We start from the raw sequence: 14,963 nt of genomic DNA, 5'->3' as shown, positions 1-14,963 counted from the left end.
GTGTTTCCTTGACCATGCGATAGCTAGAAGTGGCAGGTAGATTACCTTGAATGGAAGATCGACATGATCTGACGGACGAGGAGTGGGAACTCCTCACACCGCACCTCCCCGGCAACCCCCGCCACGGCAACCGATGGCGCGACCATCGCCAGGTGATAAACGGGATCATGTACCGGGAACGGACCGGCTGTCCGTGGCGGGACGTGCCCGACAGATACGGCCCTTGGGAGAGCCTCTACAAGCGCAAGCGGCGGTGGGCGGCGGACGGCACCTGGCACCGCATCCTCGACGCTCTCCGTACAGAATCCGATATTTCTTGCGATATAGATCGTAAGTTATATGAAGGGGATAATGGGAACGACTCTGCCGCCCGCGGCGGCGAGAAACGCCCGAATTGGCCGGTCGCCGTCGATTCCACCGTCATCCGCGTCCACCAGCACGCTGCGGGCGCCGGGTACGCACCCGCGAAGGACCTCGTGGCCGCGTACCCGGACAAGAAGGACCTGTTCTGCCGGGACGAATCGGACGGAAGGGAGGCCCTGGGGCGTTCCCGCGGCGGCTACACGACCAAGGTGCACCTCGCCGCCGACGCCCGTTGCCGCCCGCGGTCCCGGGTGACGACACCGGGACAGCGCCACGACACGACCGCCTTCGAGTCGGTCATGTCCGGCATCCGCATCCGCCGCTCGGGTGGGGTGGGCCGACCTCGGACCCGCCCCTCCCACCTACTGGGGGACAAGGCATACTCCAGTCGGGCGAACCGGGCGTACCTGCGCCGCCGAAAGATCAAAGCGGTCATCCCCGAACGCGACGACCAGGTGCGCAACCGGAAGAAGCTCGGCAGCCGGGGCGGACGACCGCCTACATTCGACCAGGAATTGTACAAACTGCGCAACGTCGCCGAGCGTAGCATCAATAAACTGAAACAATTCCGGGCGGTCGCCACCAGATACGACAAGCGGGACTACATGTACCAGGCCACCGTCGACATTGCCTCGATCAAGATCTGGCTCCGTGACCGCGTGCTGTCGTCGCGGAGCTCATGCTAGATCAAGGAAACACGGCCTAGTTCCGGCCCCACCTCGTGCTCGAAGATGTTGCCCGCCATGAACGCAGTATCCGGGTACTTCGACCGCGGCGTCCGTGCCGCGAACACGATGTAGGGACACACCGCGAGCTGCCCGTCGACGAACACGTAGATGAGCTTGCCGATGTCGCAGCCCCCGAGCGGCTTGTCGTCGTTGGGGAAGCGGATATGCGTCAGATCCAGGCCGCGCTCCCGGAACCGTTCCGTCGCAGCCTGGATGGCCCGCATCTTGTCCTCGTCGGCCGCGAGCCGGCCTTGGCTCTTGACTCCACGCCCGAACGACGACAGGGGGTTCATGAGCACATACTCGGCTCCGACCTCCACGGCAAACTCGCACAGGTCGGTAAACTCCTCGACGTCGGTCAGCGCGTTTGGCGTCGACAGCAACCCTTGCAGCAGACCGGCTTCGGCGAACTTCCGCGTTGTGGCGAGCGTCGTTGCAAACGAGGCCTGGTTGCCCCGGAACTTCCCGTGACTCTCCGGGCGGAAGCCGTCGAAGCTCACGTTGATGTGCACGTTGCCCAGGTGCTTGAGGTACCCGATCTGTTCGTCGGTCGTCTGCGTGGCGTTGGTGCAGATGCCCAGCGGCAGCCCCATGTCGGCAATCACCGTGCAGATTTCGATCAGCGACGGGTGGACGAACGGCTCACCGCCCGTCAGCGTCAGTCGTTTCACCCGTGCCCGCCGCAGCCGGGGCAGCACGCGTTCCACGATGTCCTCGAATCGCATGTGGTCGCCGTAGTCGCCGGACGAGACGAAGCAGTGCGCGCAGTGCAGGTTGCACCGTTCGGTGATCTGGATGAGCGCCTTGCGCCCGTCGCCACCAACCGACGTGCGGAAGTAACACGAGCTGGCGTGTGTGTCGACGATGAGGGATCGCCTCATGTTCCGCCTCCTTGTTGCTTGACGAGCCAGGCGCGGTACTGCGCCACGGCCTCGCGGGTCTTCTGGGTGGCGCTGACGAAACTGACGCTCAGCGCCTGGACGTCTCCACTGTGTGGGCTGTCGTTCATGAACTGCTCCGCGACCAGTGCCGAGATACGCGCGACGCGCTTCCAGTCCTCGTCCGCCTGCTCGCGCAGCGTTAGGTAGTTCTGGTACAAAAGCTCAAAATCGGCGCGACTCATGGCTGTCCCTCGGCCGGAGCGGCCATGACCTCGCGCGGCGCTCCGTTGCCTGGATCGCGGCAGGCGTACCAACCGTCGATGTGCAGCCAGCCGTGCACCTCGTCCCACACGATCTGGCCAACGCAGCGTCCCCAGTCGGCCAGGCTGTCAATCCGCGGTTGCTCCTCAGCGAGCCCTATCGCGTGAACCATCCCTCGTACCTCTCCTCGGTTGCGGGCTGTGCGCCCGGTCGCCGGCTGGGCAAGGATGGTTGACTCACCGCTGGTAGCTCCCGCGTCGCTTCGTCTGTGGCTGGAGGCAGCGTGACCGCCTCGGACAAGAACATGTGGGCGAACCGCCAAGAGGGACACGCCATGTCGGCCCGGCAAAACACGCAATCCAGCCGACGACGACCGGGCAGCCATCAGGCGCGTGACGAGGCTGCGGCTGGGCCGCGAGCGCGGTACGCGACTGCATGAGCCCCGTCCTCCTCCCGGTGAACGACACCGAGGCGAATGGGGTAACCCCAGCGTCCGCCCCGGTGCCCGCTTTACATCTCGTCCTCCGTCCGCTCCGGGGTGTGACGCAACTGATCGAATCGCACGACAATCCGTGTCGGGAATACCGGGGAACGGCCTGCGACAATTTCCGAACACGACCGCCCAACATGATCTTGTTCGAAAGGCTGGACCAGCCATGATTGCCCCGGAAGCGATCACCGAAGCCAAGCATGCGCTCGGGCGGCAGCTTGCGGCCTATCGGGACGCTGCCGGCCTCAAGCAACAGGAGCTTGCCCCCAGGATTCACTACGGGCGTAGCACCATCGCCAATGTCGAGACCGGACGCCAGACCTGTAGCCGCATGTTCTGGGAACGTTGTGATCAGGCGCTAGACGCGCAGGGGGCCTTGCTCCGGGCCTACGAGGACCTCAAGACCCTGACTCGCGAGCGGCAAGCCGACGTCGCCCGGCGGATGGAACACAAGCGCATCGCTCAGTACCAGCAGCTCACGGCCCCGGCGACCGCAACTGGCTCGTTCATCGCTGGCGGCGCGGCGAGTACGATGATGTTGCAGCTCCAGATCGAAGGCCGGGAGGTGCTCGTGCCCCTCGATCGTCGGGTCTTGCTCCAAGCCGGTGTTGGTACGTTACTGGAGGCATTCGATTTCGGCCAGGTCGGGCCGACCCAATCGGCGATCGAAACACCCGGCCCGGTCGAGCGGCTGGCCATCACCTCACCGACCCATGTGGATGAGATTCTGAGCCACCTTCGCGAGCAGTGGCACGCCCTGGTCAGGACCGACAACTTGCTTGGCCCGCGCTTTGCCCTGGCTAGCGTCCTCACGCAGATCGCTATTCTCGAAGCGTTGCAATCGTCGCTGCGCGACGACCCTCGAACCGAAGCCGTTCGACTTGCCGCCAAGTACGCCGAATCCGCAGCTTGGCTCTACGAGGACTCCGGCAGCCTCACCCCAGCGCGGTACTGGACCAGCCGGGCCATGGAATGGGCCTACCAAGCCGGCGACCAGAGCATGTTGGCCTGGACCGTCTTTCGCCGGTCACAACAAGCGGCCACCGCCCACGACACCGCCCAGGTGATCGGGCTCGCCCAAGCCGCGCGTCGCGATGAGGAGCAACTGGAGACGCCGATGCGGGCGGCGATCCGCGTCCAGGAGGCATACGGTCACGCGCTGGACGGCAACGAGCGACGGTCGCAACGGCTCTTGGACGAAGCGCACATCTGGGCAGCGACCGACACCGTAGGCGACGCCCGGGATGGGCACGGCTCGTACTGCACGTCGAGCCACATCGAGATTCAGCGGGCGAGCTGCTGGTTAGCAACGGGTCAGCCGAAGAGGGCGATCGCCTTGTACGAGGAAGGGCTTCGTACCCTGCCAGCGGTCTACCACCGGAATCGCGCGGCTGCGCTTAGCCAGCTCGCGGCGGCCCACGTTGCGGCCGGGCAGCCCGAACAAGCAGCCAGCACCGCTCACGCCGCCTTGCCAGTAGCTCGAAGCACCGGGGCGAGACGTATTCTTGGAGAGATCAAGAGCGTAGGCACCGAGCTGGTGCCGCATCGAGGACTACGAGCTGTCGCGGCGCTGCTCGACGATCTCGGCAGCGAGGACACCTGAGCCCATGCCCATCCACTTCTATACGCCCAAGTTCTACATCTTCAACAACTTCTCCGCCCATGCCATTGAATTTCGAGGAAAGCTCTACCCAACCTGCGAGCATGCTTATCAGGCGGCAAAATGCACCGACCCCGATGGCAGGGAAGCGATTCGCTGTGCCCGCAGTCCGCTCCAGGCCAAGGCGCTGGCGAAAGAGACGTACAAGGACGCCAAAGACCCCGACTGGGACAGCAAGAAGGTAGCAGTCGTGGAAGAAATCCTACGGGCCAAATTCGCGCAGCACCCAGAAGCTCGGGAAGCCTTACGGGAGAGCGGTCATGAAGACATCGTCGAGGATTCGCCAACCGACTACTTCTGGGGTGAAGGCGCGGACGGCTCTGGCCAAAATGTGCTCGGCAAACTCTGGATGAAGATACGAGACGAGAGGTAAGCACAGAGTGACCCGCAAAGTCTGTTTATGCAGGTAGATGGTGTGATGCGAGGGAGCGGGAGCCGGTGTTGGCGTGGGGTCCGGGCCCTGCCGGTGCTTTCTCACTGTGGGTAACGTGCGTGGTGGCTGGTTACCGGGTTGACCGGAACACTGCCAGTCACGTTCTGTGATAGCCAGTGGGGTGAGTAAGGCTGCGGCGGCTGGTGGGCCGGGGAACGGCAGCGGGCCAACACGGTCAGGGCGGCTGCGGTGAGGCTCAGCGAAGGGACGCGACTCCTACGGTCCTGGCTGGCTGGACGGACGCCGGCCAGGTCGCGGCATGCTCTGGTCATGCCCTTCGGATACGTCTCCCAGGCAAGCAATGATCACAAGTCATGTGCACAACTTCGCGATCCCGTCAAACAACTCAACCTTGATCGACATCCAGAACCTCCAACACGCCGACAAACCGGGGAGGTTCTGGCAAAGATCGATATCCCTGTGACCTGCACAAACACAAACGATCATCCTTTTGGATCAGTTTATCCACAGCCCCCGCCGGGAGGTTCTGGAAGGATCTTGCAAACCCGCAGCTCAGACCCCCCAGGATCGGTGGTACTGTCGCAGGGCAGGAACTTTCCGAGTCGGATTGAAACTTCCAGAACGATCTGGAAGCTCCCGTCCGGCTCGATGCCGTCGCAGGGCAGGAACTTTCCGAGTCGGATTGAAACTCGGCCGTTGCTATTGACGGTATTTCATCTGCGTGTCGCAGGGCAGGAACTTTCCGAGTCGGATTGAAACCGTGAACGCCACCAGGACCTGAAGCAGGGTTGGGTCGTCGCAGGGCAGGAACTTTCCGAGTCGGATTGAAACTGGTGTTCAAGCGCAACCATCGAGCGGGGAATGCCGTCGCAGGGCAGGAACTTTCCGAGGTGGGCGGTCCCAGTACCGCCCGACTCAGTTCCGCTTCACGGCGTGCTGCCTTCGAGCGGCGTTCTTCTTCCGGTCGTTCGATTTTTCGCTCAGCGGGCCGAAAGATGCTCAGTCATTTTTCCATGCCGTTGGCGGCCTGTTTTCTGAAGCCAGCTGTTTCCCGGAAGCCGCCAACCGGAAACAATCAGCCTGGCCTGGCGGCGGAAGCGCGGGGGGACCGGTCAGGACGCGGACGGGACGAGGAAGGCCGTGATGCCGTCGGCGATACCCCGCGCGGCATGTTGGCGCCAGGTGGCGTCCGAGACTCGGGCGGCGTCGTCCGGGTTGCGCATGTTGGCGCATTCGACGAACGCCTTGGGCACCCGTGACAGGTTCAGCCCACCGAGGTCCGCGCGGAACGACAGCCCGGCGTCCGCGATGTAGTCGGCCCGGGGCTCGCCGGTGTTCCGTTCGAACCTGCTCCGCAGCACATCCGCCAGCCGTGCTGATGGAGCGATAATCGCGGCGTTCCCGCCATCCGGGCCGAGGCTCGGGGCGATGACGTGAAACCCGCTGCCGTCCGGCGGCCCGCCATCGGCGTGCACGGACACCGCAGCATCGGCATGCGCGTCGTTGCCGATCCGCGCCCGCTCGTTGATGCACGGGCCGACCCCGGAGTCGTCCGTCCTGGTCAACACGACCGTGGCACCGCGTTCACGCAGGATCGCGGCGGCCCGGACTGCGACGTCAAAGGTGAAGGCGTGTTCCGGGTATCCGGCGTTGGTCTCGGCACCCGCGGTGTCGCACTCCTTGTCGATGCCGCCCGCGTCCACCTTGCGTGCGATCACCGCGGCGGCCGCCGCGTTCCCACCGTTGTGCCCGGGGTCCAGCAGGACCGTGCGTCCCCGCAGGGAGCTCTGCCCCGGCGGCGACAGCCCCGCGGCGGCGGCATCCGTCCGCTGCCGAGCCATGAACCCGGGCAAACTGGACAAACTGGGTAACACACCGCGGGCCGCGAAGCCCCCGACCATTATTACGAAAACCGTGACGGCCACAGCGAACGCTCGCGGCCACGAAGGCATCTAGCGCCGCCCCAGCACGGCTTGCCGGCCGCGGGCAGCCGGGGGGACACGTGTCACGGCGGCCATGCCCGCGACATGCGCCCGCGGGGCGAGGATGGCCGTCGTCACGGGGCCGCCGCTGTCACGAAATCGATGAGGCGTTCGACCGCGCCGAGAAGACCCACCTCGATGTCGGTGTAGGAGCGCACGCTGGCGAGCACCCGACGCCACATGTCCACCCGCTCGGCGACCCCGAGTGCGCGGCACACGCCTTCTTTCCACGGCTCGCCCGGGGGCACCCGCGGCCAGGCCGCGATGCCCACGGAAGCCGGCTTCACCGCCTGCCAGATGTCGATGTAGGGATGCCCGGTCACCAGCACGTGCGGTGAGGTCACAGCCGCGGCGATCCGGCTCTCCTTGGAACCGGCAACTAGGTGGTCGACGAGGACCCCGAGGCGGCGGCGCGGCCCCGGCTGGAAGGACGCGACGACAGCGGGAAGATCATCCACGCCATCGAGGGACTCCACGACGACACCCTCGATCCGAAGATCATCACCCCAGATGCGCTCGACGAGCGCCGCGTCGTGCAGCCCCTCCACGTAGATCCGGCTCGCCCGCGCGACCCGCGCCGGGTGGCCGCGAACGGCCACGGAGCCGGACGCGGTGCGGGCGGGGCCCGTGGGTGCCGCCCGCTGGGGCCTGATCAACGTTACCGGCCGGCCGTCGAGCAGGAAGGCCCCGGGCTCAAGCGGGAAAGCCCGGCGTCGGCCATGCCGGTCCTCGAGCAGCACACCGCCCGCTTCAACATCTACAACCGCGCCGCAGAAGCCGGTGGCGGCGTCCTCAACCACCAGCTCCCGGTCCGCCTCGACCGTGGGCGGCGGCGCGGGCCGCGTGCGCTTCTCCCGCGCCAGCACATCAGGCCCGTAGTCTCTGCTGCGCACCCGCCTACTGTAGCCCGGCCGTTCGCGGGCACGGGTCGTCCGCGTGCCCCGTCGTTCACCCGTGGATCCGAACGCGCGGGCGCGCGCGCCGCGGCTGGGCCGACGTCCCAGAATCAACCTATGACCGAGAGATACCGACCGGGTGTCGCCCTGCTGGTGATCGACATCCAGAACGACTTCGCCGCGCCCGAGGGCAGCCTGTACGTCCCCGGCGGCGAAGAGATCATACCGGCTGTCAACGCCGAGATCGAGCAGGCGGTGGCGGCGGGATCGCCGGTCGTCTACACCCAGGACTGGCATCCGCCCACCACCCCGCACTTCTCCACCAGCGGAGGCATCTGGCCGCCGCACTGCGTGCGGGAGAGCGTGGGCGCACGGTTGCATCCGATGCTGCGGGTGGACGGAACGGTGGTCCGTAAAGGGACGGGCGGCGAGAACGGCTACTCGGGATTCACCGTCCGGGATCCGCTCACCGACGCCGCGCAGGCGACCGAGCTCCACCGGATTCTCGCTACCCGCGACATCACCACGATTGTCGTGGTCGGCCTCGCCGGGGACTACTGCGTGAAGGCAACGGCTCTGGACGGGCGGGCACTCGGCTACCAGGTGGTGGTGCCGCTCGCGCTGACCCGGTTCGTCACGCTCCAGCCCGGCGACGACACGCGGGCCATCACCGATCTGCGCGACGCCGGCGTCGTGGTGGTTCCCGACCAGTGAACGGTCACGGCCGCCACAACACGGCCGCCGCAATACCGTGGGAACGTGCCGGCTTACCTCGACCACGCGGCCACGGCCGTCCTGCATCCCGCGGCCCGTGCAGCGCTGCTGGCGGCCCTCGACGACGGCTGGGCGGACCCCGCCCGCCTGTACCGCGACGCCCGCCGCGCCCGCCTGCTGCTCGACGCCGCGCGGGAGACCGTCGCGGCGGTCATCGGTGCCCGCCCCGACGAGGTCAGTTTCGCCTCGTCCGGCACCCAGGCGGCCCAGCTCGCGGTTCTCGGCGCGGCCCAGGCCCGCCGCCGGTCAGGCAGACGGATGCTGGTCAGCGCCGTTGAGCACTCCTGCGTTCTGCACGCCGCGCAGTGGCACGAAGACGCCGGCGGCACCGTCGACACCGTCGGCGTGGACCGGTTCGGCCGGGTCGACCCGGCGGATTTCGCTCCCCCGCCGGATACCGCCCTGGCAAGCCTGCAACATGCCAACCACGAGGTCGCAACCATTCAGCCGGTAGCCGCGGCCGCGGGCGTGCTGCACGCCACGGGCGTCCCGTTGCATGTGGACGCGGCCATGTCGGTCGGGCGGATCCCCGTGGACGTCCGCGCCCTGGGCGCCGATCTGCTCAGCGCCAGTGCGCACAAGTTCGGCGGGCCGGCGGGGGTCGGCATCCTGGTGGTACGGACCGGGTGCCGATGGGTCAACCCGCTGCCCGCGGACGAACGCGAGGGTGGCCGGGTGAGCGGCTTCCCCAACGTCGCGGCCATCGTCGCGACGGCCGCGGCCCTGCATGCCCGCGCCGCTGAGATCACCGCTGAGACGCCGCGCCTGGCCGGCTACATCGAGCGGCTGCGCACCCGCATCCCCCGCCTCGTCAAGGATGTCGAGCTGCTCGGCGACCCTGATGCGGCCGGTCGGCTGCCGCATCTGCTTACTTTCTCCTGCCTGTACGTGGACGGGGAGTCGCTGCTCGGGGAGCTGGACCGGGCGGGGATCGCCGTCAGCAGCGGATCGAGCTGCGTATCGGACACGCTCGCCCCGAGCCACGTGCTGGCGGCGATGGGCGCGTTGACCCAGGGCAACATCCGCGTGTCGTTCGGTCGTGAATCCAGCACAGCAGATGTGGACACCCTGCTGGCGGTCCTGCCGGACGCGGTTGCCCGGGTCCGGGAGCGAGCCGGGGCTGTCAGCCTGTGACGCCATCCGACGCCGGTACGAGCGCCGCCGACCACAGCGGCCACGACGACCGTGCCGCCGGCCACACCGACCACACCGGCCACGGCGCCGCGTGGGATGGCAGCCAGCTCACCGTGGACGCCCGCGGGCACCGGTGCCCACTACCCGTCATCGAGCTCGCACGCCGGATCCGCGAGGTCGACGTCAACGCCGACCTACAGCTGTGGGCGGACGACCCCGCCGCCGCGTATGACATCCCCGCCTGGTGCCGGATGCGCGCCAACACGCTGGTCGCGACCCGCGAACTGGCCAGCGGGGGAACGGCCTACCTCGTCCGCCGCTGTTCCTGATCACTCACCGGGAGATGTGGGGCGATCTCCGCGACGGCGTTGGGCCCATAGCTCTCCAAAAGCCGCTTGGCCAGGTCGTCCGGGATGGTGTCGTACTCCTGGGTGCCGATCGTCTCCAACGCGAGTGTCGCGAGCAGGCAGCCGAGCTGCGCGGACCGCTGCTGGGGCAGATCCCAGGCGAGACCGGCGAAGAAACCGGCACGAAAGGCATCACCGACCCCTGTCGGATCGGGCGTCACCCTGGCCGGCACGACCGGTACGTGGAGCGGTGGCTCGCCGACAGCCTCGATCGAGACGCCGTCGGCGCCGTGGGTGGTGACCCGCGTCCCTACGCGTTGCAGTACCTGCGCATCCGACCAGCCGGTCTTGCTCTCCAGCAAACTCTTCTCATATGCGTTGCACAACAGCCAGGTGGCCCCCTCGACAAGCCGGCGGATCTCCGGGCCGTCCATGCGGGCAAGCTGCTGGGACGGGTCGGCGGCGAACGCGATGGAGCGATCCCGGCACTCGCCGGTGTGGCGGAGCATGGCCTCGGGGTCGTTCGGGCTGATCACCACCAGATCCAGACCACCGAGGCGCTCGATGATCGGTCCCAGCTCGATCAGGCGAGCATCGCTCATCGCGCCCGGGTAGAAGGAGGCAATCTGACACAGATCGCTGTCGGTCGTGCACACGAAACGAGCCGTGTGAAAAAGATCACTGACCAGTACCGAATCCGTGTCCACTCCGTGGCGATCCAGCCACGAACGGTAGTCGGCGAAATCCTCACCGACCGCGGCCACCAGGACAGGGCGAAGCCCCAGCCGCCCGAGGCCGTAGCAGATATTGGCCGCCGCTCCCCCGCGCCGGACAACCAGATCATCAACCAGGAAGGACAGCGACACCCGTTCAAGCTGGTCGGGGAGAAGCTGGTCGGCGAACCGCCCCGGGAAACGCATGAGATGGTCAGTGGCGATGGAACCTGTCACGGCGATGCGCACGACACGCGAGCTTACCCGGTCGACAGCCGCTCGCTGGCGGAAAGCCTCATCTTCGGGGCGCCGCGACATCCACCGGAACATGGCGATGGTGCTCGCCCCAGCCGGAAACCGGTCGAGGCGAACACCATCATCTGCCTATCCCTGACGCGCCGGAACGGGACGAACCCGGCCCCATGGCAATATGATCAGTGGAAGGAGTCGCCGCAGGCGCAGGAGCCCGCCGCGTTCGGGTTGTCGATCGTGAAGCCCTGCTTCTCGATCGTGTCGACGAAGTCGATCGTCGCGCCGCCGAGGTACGGGCTGCTCATCCGGTCGACCGCGACCTTGACACCCGAGAAGTCCAGCACGGTGTCGCCGTCGAGCTGACGCTCGTCGAAGAAGAGCTGGTACCGCATGCCGGAACAGCCACCGGGCTGCACGGCGATCCGCAGCTGGAGGTCGTCCCGACCTTCCTGCTCAAGCAAGTTCTTCACCTTGCTCGAGGCCACGTCGGTCAGGATGACGGTATTCGGCCGAGCCACGGTGTCCGTGCCGGTCACGGTGTCAGTCGTCGCGTCCTGGACGGTCATGGAGACTGCTCCCTAGGTTCCCTTGGGGCCCGCGAGTGCGCGAAAATCCATGCTCGCACATCGGTGGGCCAGCGAGCCCTTGTTGTCAGGTCTGGCCGGTATTGGTGTGCCCCACGCCAGCGGCCGCGCTCGGTACGCGACCGCGTGAGATGCCGGTAAACATCGCCATTCAGGTGAATGCCGCCGTTCATGCCATCGCGGCGGTAGCCGTCACCCCCAACACCTACCTGCAACACCGCACGCCGCGATCGCCTTCCCATCGTACGCAGGAGCGCCGCGGACGACCAAGCACGGACCGGGGGGCTGTGATCGCGAACTCCTCCCGCCGACGGCGACACGTGCGCGCATAGCGAGTTAGAGTCTTATCGACCATTCGCGCACAGGCTAGGCGGCCAGGCCCCCATCGGCCGGTCGACCGGAGGAGCGAGCATGACGATCAATCCCGCGCTCGGCCGCGCCGCCAGTACGCCGCCGGTCGGGCCGCCGGTCGCGGCGCCGCCACCGATACTCCCGAATCCGCTTGCGATGCTGTTGCTCGGCCGCGCCACCGATGCCGGCAGCGAGCCCGGGGTCGACTGCCCCGGCGCGCTGCCGCCCGCGTCCGATCCGCACCTGGTCGACCGCGCCGCGGCGGCCCGGGCGACGCTCGGCGACTCCGTTTTCGTGCTCGGGCACCACTACCAGCGCGACGAGGTCATCGCCTTCGCCGACGTGACCGGCGACTCGTTCAAGCTCGCGCGGCAGGCCGCGGCCCGTCCCGAGGCCAGCCATATCGTCTTCTGCGGCGTGCACTTCATGGCCGAGAGCGCGGACATCCTCACCGGGGAGCATCAGCAGGTGATCCTGCCCGACCTCGCCGCCGGCTGCTCCATGGCCGACATGGCCGCGATCGAGCAGGTCGAGCAGGCCTGGGAAACGTTGGCGGACGCGGGCCTCGCCGAGGACACGGTGCCGGTCAGCTACATGAACTCCACAGCCGCGATCAAGGCGTTCACCGGGCGGCATGACGGCACGATCTGCACGTCGTCCAACGCCCGCCGGGCTCTTGCCTGGGCGTTCGGGCCCGAGCGCCGCGGCCAGCGGGTGCTGTTCCTGCCCGACCAGCATCTCGGCCGCAACACCGCGGTGCTGGAGATGGGCATGTCGCTCGACGACTGTGTCGTCTACAACCCGCGCCGTCCCGGCGGCGGTGTCGGGACGGCACAGCTGCGCGACGCGCGGATGATCCTCTGGCAGGGGCACTGCTCGGTACACGGCCGGTTCAGCCGCGCCTGCGTGGACGAGGTCCGCGCCCGCCTGCCCCACGTCACCGTGCTCGTCCATCCGGAATGCCAGTACGACGTCGTCACCGCCGCGGACATGGTCGGCTCGACCGAATACATCATCAAGGTCGTCGACGAGGCGCCGCCCGGTAGCGCTTTCGCCGTGGGCACAGAGCTCAACCTGGTGCAACGGCTCGCGCATCGGCATCCAGACAAGACCGTGGTCTTCCTGGACCGTACGGTGTGCTATTGCTCGACGATGAACCGTATCGATCTACCCCACCTCGTGTGGGCGCTCGAGTCCCTCACCCGCGACGAGACGGTCAACCGCATCACGGTCGACCCCGATGTCGCGGCCCACGCCCGGAAGGCCCTTGACCAGATGCTGGCACTCCCCTGATGGCCCTGTTGAAACGACGCGCAACGGCGTCGCCCACGCCCGCCGCCCCACCCACCGACGGGGCTGCGCCCGGCGGTGGCGGGAACGAGCCGGGCAAGGGACGCCCGACCCCGAAGCGCAGCGCGGCACGCGCGGCACGCGCCCGTGGTGGCGTCCTCGCGGCCCCGGCTTCAGGCAAGGACGCGCGTACCCGGTCCCGTGCGGAACGCCGTCGCCAGAGCCAGGAGTACCGGGCCGGGATGATGTCCGGGGACGTCAGCAGACTGCCCCCGCGCGAGCGTCTCCCCGAACGTGTGCTGGCCCGGGACTTCGTCGACACCCGCCGCAACGTGGGGCCGTTCTTCCTGGTCGCCGCGGCGGTGTACTTCGTCGGTGGGCTCGTCCCGAACGTGTACGTCCGGCTCATCGCCACCTACCTGATGCTGCTGGGAATCCTCGCTGTGGCCGTCGACTCGATCGTGCTGTCCCGTCAGGTCAGCCGCAGAGTTGCCGAGAAATACCCGGCTTCGACGGTCCGGGTACGCGCGTACAGCGTGCAGCGCGCCCTGCTGCCGGCCCGCTGGCGGATGCCGCGGCCCCACGTCACCCGCGTCGGCAACGGGTGACGGACGCGCGCGGTGGTCAGGTGATGCCGGCACAGAGCGAGACGCGCCGGTACGACCCGGGCCTCAAGCTCTGTGCCGGCAATCATAGGGTGGCTGGGTGGAGCATCGACGGCTGGGACGCAGTGGGCTGAACGTCAGCGAGATCTCGTACGGCAACTGGCTCACCCATGGCGATCAGATCGAACGGGATCAGGCCTTCTCGTGCGTACGCGCCGCGCTGGACAGCGGGATCACGACCTTCGACACCGCCGACGTGTACGCGGGTACGAAGGCCGAGGTTGTGCTGGGTGAGGCCCTGGAGGGGATACGGCGCGAATCGTACGAGCTGTTCACCAAGGTCTTCTGGCCGACTGGGCCCGGCCCGAACGATCGCGGTCTGGGGCGCAAGCACATCATCGAGTCCTGCCACGCCTCGCTACGGCGGTTGCGCACCGATCATCTCGATCTCTACCAGGCACACCGCTACGACCCGACCGTGCCTCTGGAGGAGACCCTGCGGGCCTTCGAGGACCTGGTACGGGCCGGCAAGGTGCTCTACGTGGGTGTCTCGGAGTGGGACGCCCCGCAGATCGCCGCCGCGGTGGAGATCGCCGCCGCGGCCGGCTTCGACCAGATCATCTCCAACCAGCCGCAGTACTCGATGCTGTGGCGGAAGATCGAAGCGGAGGTCATCCCCGCTTCCCGCGCCGCCGGCATCTCCCAGCTCGTCTGGTCACCGGTCGCGCAGGGTGTGCTCACCGGCAAGTACCGGCCAGGAGCCCCGCCGCCGGAGGAGACTCGTGCGGCCAGCGGCTCCGGCGCGGGTTTCATCCGGCGGCTGATGGGAGACGAGGTTCTCACTCGGGTCCAGGGCCTGCTGCCGGTCGCGGCCGACATCGGCCTGTCCCCCGCGCAGCTGGCCGTCGCCTGGGTGCTGCAGAACGACAATGTGGCGTCAGCGATCATCGGAGCGTCACGGCCAGAGCAGGTTCACGAGAACGTCAAGGCCGCTGGAGTGACGCTGGACCCGGAGGTCCTGACCCGGATCGACGCGGTGCTCGGCGATGTCGTCATCACCGACCCGAACATCGTGTAACAAATCGTATTAAGGGCTCGCGTAAAAATTACTCCCGGCTGTTCGGGCGTGTCGCGTCCTGGTCCGGCAAGGCCTTGATCGTGTAGTTCCAGTTGCCGTGGAAGTCGTGTCGTGCCAGGTAGCGGGCCTCGAACACCTTCATCTCCTTGTTCGAGATCTTGATGCCGCGCTGGTAGGTGT

16 protein-coding genes and 1 CRISPR repeat array are annotated in these 14,963 nt (G+C 67.3%); of the genes, 9 read left to right on the top strand and 7 right to left on the bottom strand.

What is annotated here, in order from left to right; all coding sequences use genetic code 11:
* The first annotated feature begins 50 nt into the window (after positions 1–50).
* Positions 51–1,049 (top strand): IS5 family transposase, encoded by a 999-nt coding sequence (locus MJ797_RS22425; RefSeq protein ID WP_239340882.1) that lies wholly within the window; start codon positions 51–53, stop codon positions 1,047–1,049.
* Here MJ797_RS22425 and MJ797_RS22420 read toward each other — a convergent pair.
* The 3 genes from MJ797_RS22420 to MJ797_RS22410 are packed head-to-tail and all read right to left on the bottom strand — an operon-like array spanning position 1,046 to position 2,405.
* A complete protein-coding gene (locus MJ797_RS22420) occupies positions 1,046–1,972 on the bottom strand; it encodes a radical SAM protein (RefSeq protein WP_239340880.1) in 927 nt (308 codons plus the stop codon). The two genes, MJ797_RS22425 and MJ797_RS22420, sit on opposite strands and share 4 nt — an antisense overlap.
* Positions 1,969–2,214, bottom strand: coding sequence for a hypothetical protein (locus MJ797_RS22415; RefSeq protein ID WP_239340868.1), 246 nt, complete (start codon positions 2,212–2,214; stop codon positions 1,969–1,971). Before MJ797_RS22415 ends, MJ797_RS22420 begins: the two co-directional genes overlap by 4 nt.
* On the bottom strand, positions 2,211–2,405 hold the full coding sequence (locus MJ797_RS22410; RefSeq protein WP_239340858.1) for a hypothetical protein: 195 nt from the start codon (positions 2,403–2,405) through the stop codon (positions 2,211–2,213). The genes MJ797_RS22415 and MJ797_RS22410 overlap by 4 nt, the downstream gene beginning before the upstream one ends.
* A gap of 484 nt (positions 2,406–2,889) precedes the next feature.
* Here MJ797_RS22410 and MJ797_RS22405 point away from each other — a divergent pair, with 484 nt between their 5' ends.
* Complete coding sequence (locus MJ797_RS22405; RefSeq protein ID WP_239340855.1) at positions 2,890–4,326, top strand: helix-turn-helix transcriptional regulator; 1,437 nt, start codon at positions 2,890–2,892, stop codon at positions 4,324–4,326.
* 4 nt (positions 4,327–4,330) lie between these two features.
* Positions 4,331–4,756 carry an NADAR family protein gene (locus MJ797_RS22400; protein WP_239340852.1) on the top strand — a complete coding sequence of 142 codons (426 nt, stop codon included), beginning with the start codon at positions 4,331–4,333 and terminating at the stop codon, positions 4,754–4,756.
* 599 nt (positions 4,757–5,355) lie between these two features.
* Positions 5,356–5,679: direct repeats of the CRISPR family, unit length 36 nt; unit sequence GTCGCAGGGCAGGAACTTTCCGAGTCGGATTGAAAC.
* A 210-nt stretch (positions 5,680–5,889) separates the two neighbouring features.
* Here MJ797_RS22400 and MJ797_RS22395 read toward each other — a convergent pair.
* Together MJ797_RS22395 and MJ797_RS22390 are read right to left on the bottom strand one after the other, a co-directional pair.
* Entirely contained in the window at positions 5,890–6,702 is an 813-nt protein-coding gene (locus MJ797_RS22395; protein ID WP_239340847.1) for an N-acetylmuramoyl-L-alanine amidase, read from the bottom strand.
* 131 nt (positions 6,703–6,833) lie between these two features.
* Positions 6,834–7,652, bottom strand: a complete 819-nt coding sequence (locus MJ797_RS22390) for a DUF3097 domain-containing protein (protein WP_239340845.1) — start codon at positions 7,650–7,652, stop codon at positions 6,834–6,836.
* A 120-nt stretch (positions 7,653–7,772) separates the two neighbouring features.
* Between MJ797_RS22390 and MJ797_RS22385 the strand changes: the two genes are divergently transcribed.
* Genes MJ797_RS22385 through MJ797_RS22375 form a run of 3 tightly spaced genes read left to right on the top strand, consistent with a single transcriptional unit; the run spans position 7,773 to position 9,892 of the window.
* Positions 7,773–8,369: an isochorismatase family protein gene (locus MJ797_RS22385; RefSeq protein WP_239340833.1), complete on the top strand. Its 597-nt coding sequence runs from the start codon at positions 7,773–7,775 to the stop codon at positions 8,367–8,369.
* A gap of 45 nt (positions 8,370–8,414) precedes the next feature.
* Positions 8,415–9,563 (top strand): cysteine desulfurase family protein, encoded by a 1,149-nt coding sequence (locus MJ797_RS22380; RefSeq protein WP_239340831.1) that lies wholly within the window; start codon positions 8,415–8,417, stop codon positions 9,561–9,563.
* Positions 9,560–9,892, top strand: a complete 333-nt coding sequence (locus MJ797_RS22375; protein ID WP_239340829.1) for a sulfurtransferase TusA family protein — start codon at positions 9,560–9,562, stop codon at positions 9,890–9,892. The genes MJ797_RS22380 and MJ797_RS22375 overlap by 4 nt, the downstream gene beginning before the upstream one ends.
* Here MJ797_RS22375 and MJ797_RS22370 read toward each other — a convergent pair.
* Positions 9,868–10,872, bottom strand: a complete 1,005-nt coding sequence (locus MJ797_RS22370; protein WP_239340827.1) for a carbohydrate kinase family protein — start codon at positions 10,870–10,872, stop codon at positions 9,868–9,870. The genes MJ797_RS22375 and MJ797_RS22370 overlap by 25 nt on opposite strands.
* A gap of 185 nt (positions 10,873–11,057) precedes the next feature.
* Complete coding sequence (locus MJ797_RS22365; protein WP_239340825.1) at positions 11,058–11,441, bottom strand: iron-sulfur cluster assembly accessory protein; 384 nt, start codon at positions 11,439–11,441, stop codon at positions 11,058–11,060.
* A gap of 429 nt (positions 11,442–11,870) precedes the next feature.
* On the opposite strand from MJ797_RS22365, the gene nadA reads away from it, so the two are divergent.
* From nadA to MJ797_RS22350, 3 genes are all read left to right on the top strand, one after another.
* Positions 11,871–13,103 (top strand): quinolinate synthase NadA, encoded by a 1,233-nt coding sequence (nadA, locus tag MJ797_RS22360; RefSeq protein ID WP_239340811.1) that lies wholly within the window; start codon positions 11,871–11,873, stop codon positions 13,101–13,103.
* Positions 13,103–13,708, top strand: a complete 606-nt coding sequence (locus MJ797_RS22355; protein WP_239340791.1) for a DUF3043 domain-containing protein — start codon at positions 13,103–13,105, stop codon at positions 13,706–13,708. The genes nadA and MJ797_RS22355 overlap by 1 nt, the downstream gene beginning before the upstream one ends.
* A gap of 97 nt (positions 13,709–13,805) precedes the next feature.
* On the top strand, positions 13,806–14,783 hold the full coding sequence (locus MJ797_RS22350; RefSeq protein WP_239340789.1) for an aldo/keto reductase family protein: 978 nt from the start codon (positions 13,806–13,808) through the stop codon (positions 14,781–14,783).
* Positions 14,784–14,963 lie beyond the last annotated feature (180 nt).

The organism is Protofrankia sp. CiP3 (genome assembly GCF_917627345.1).
In the GTDB taxonomy this organism is placed as follows: domain Bacteria; phylum Actinomycetota; class Actinomycetes; order Frankiales; family Frankiaceae; genus Protofrankia.
Note: the sequence above shows the minus strand (reverse complement) of the source record. Positions and strands in the feature narration are given on the sequence as shown.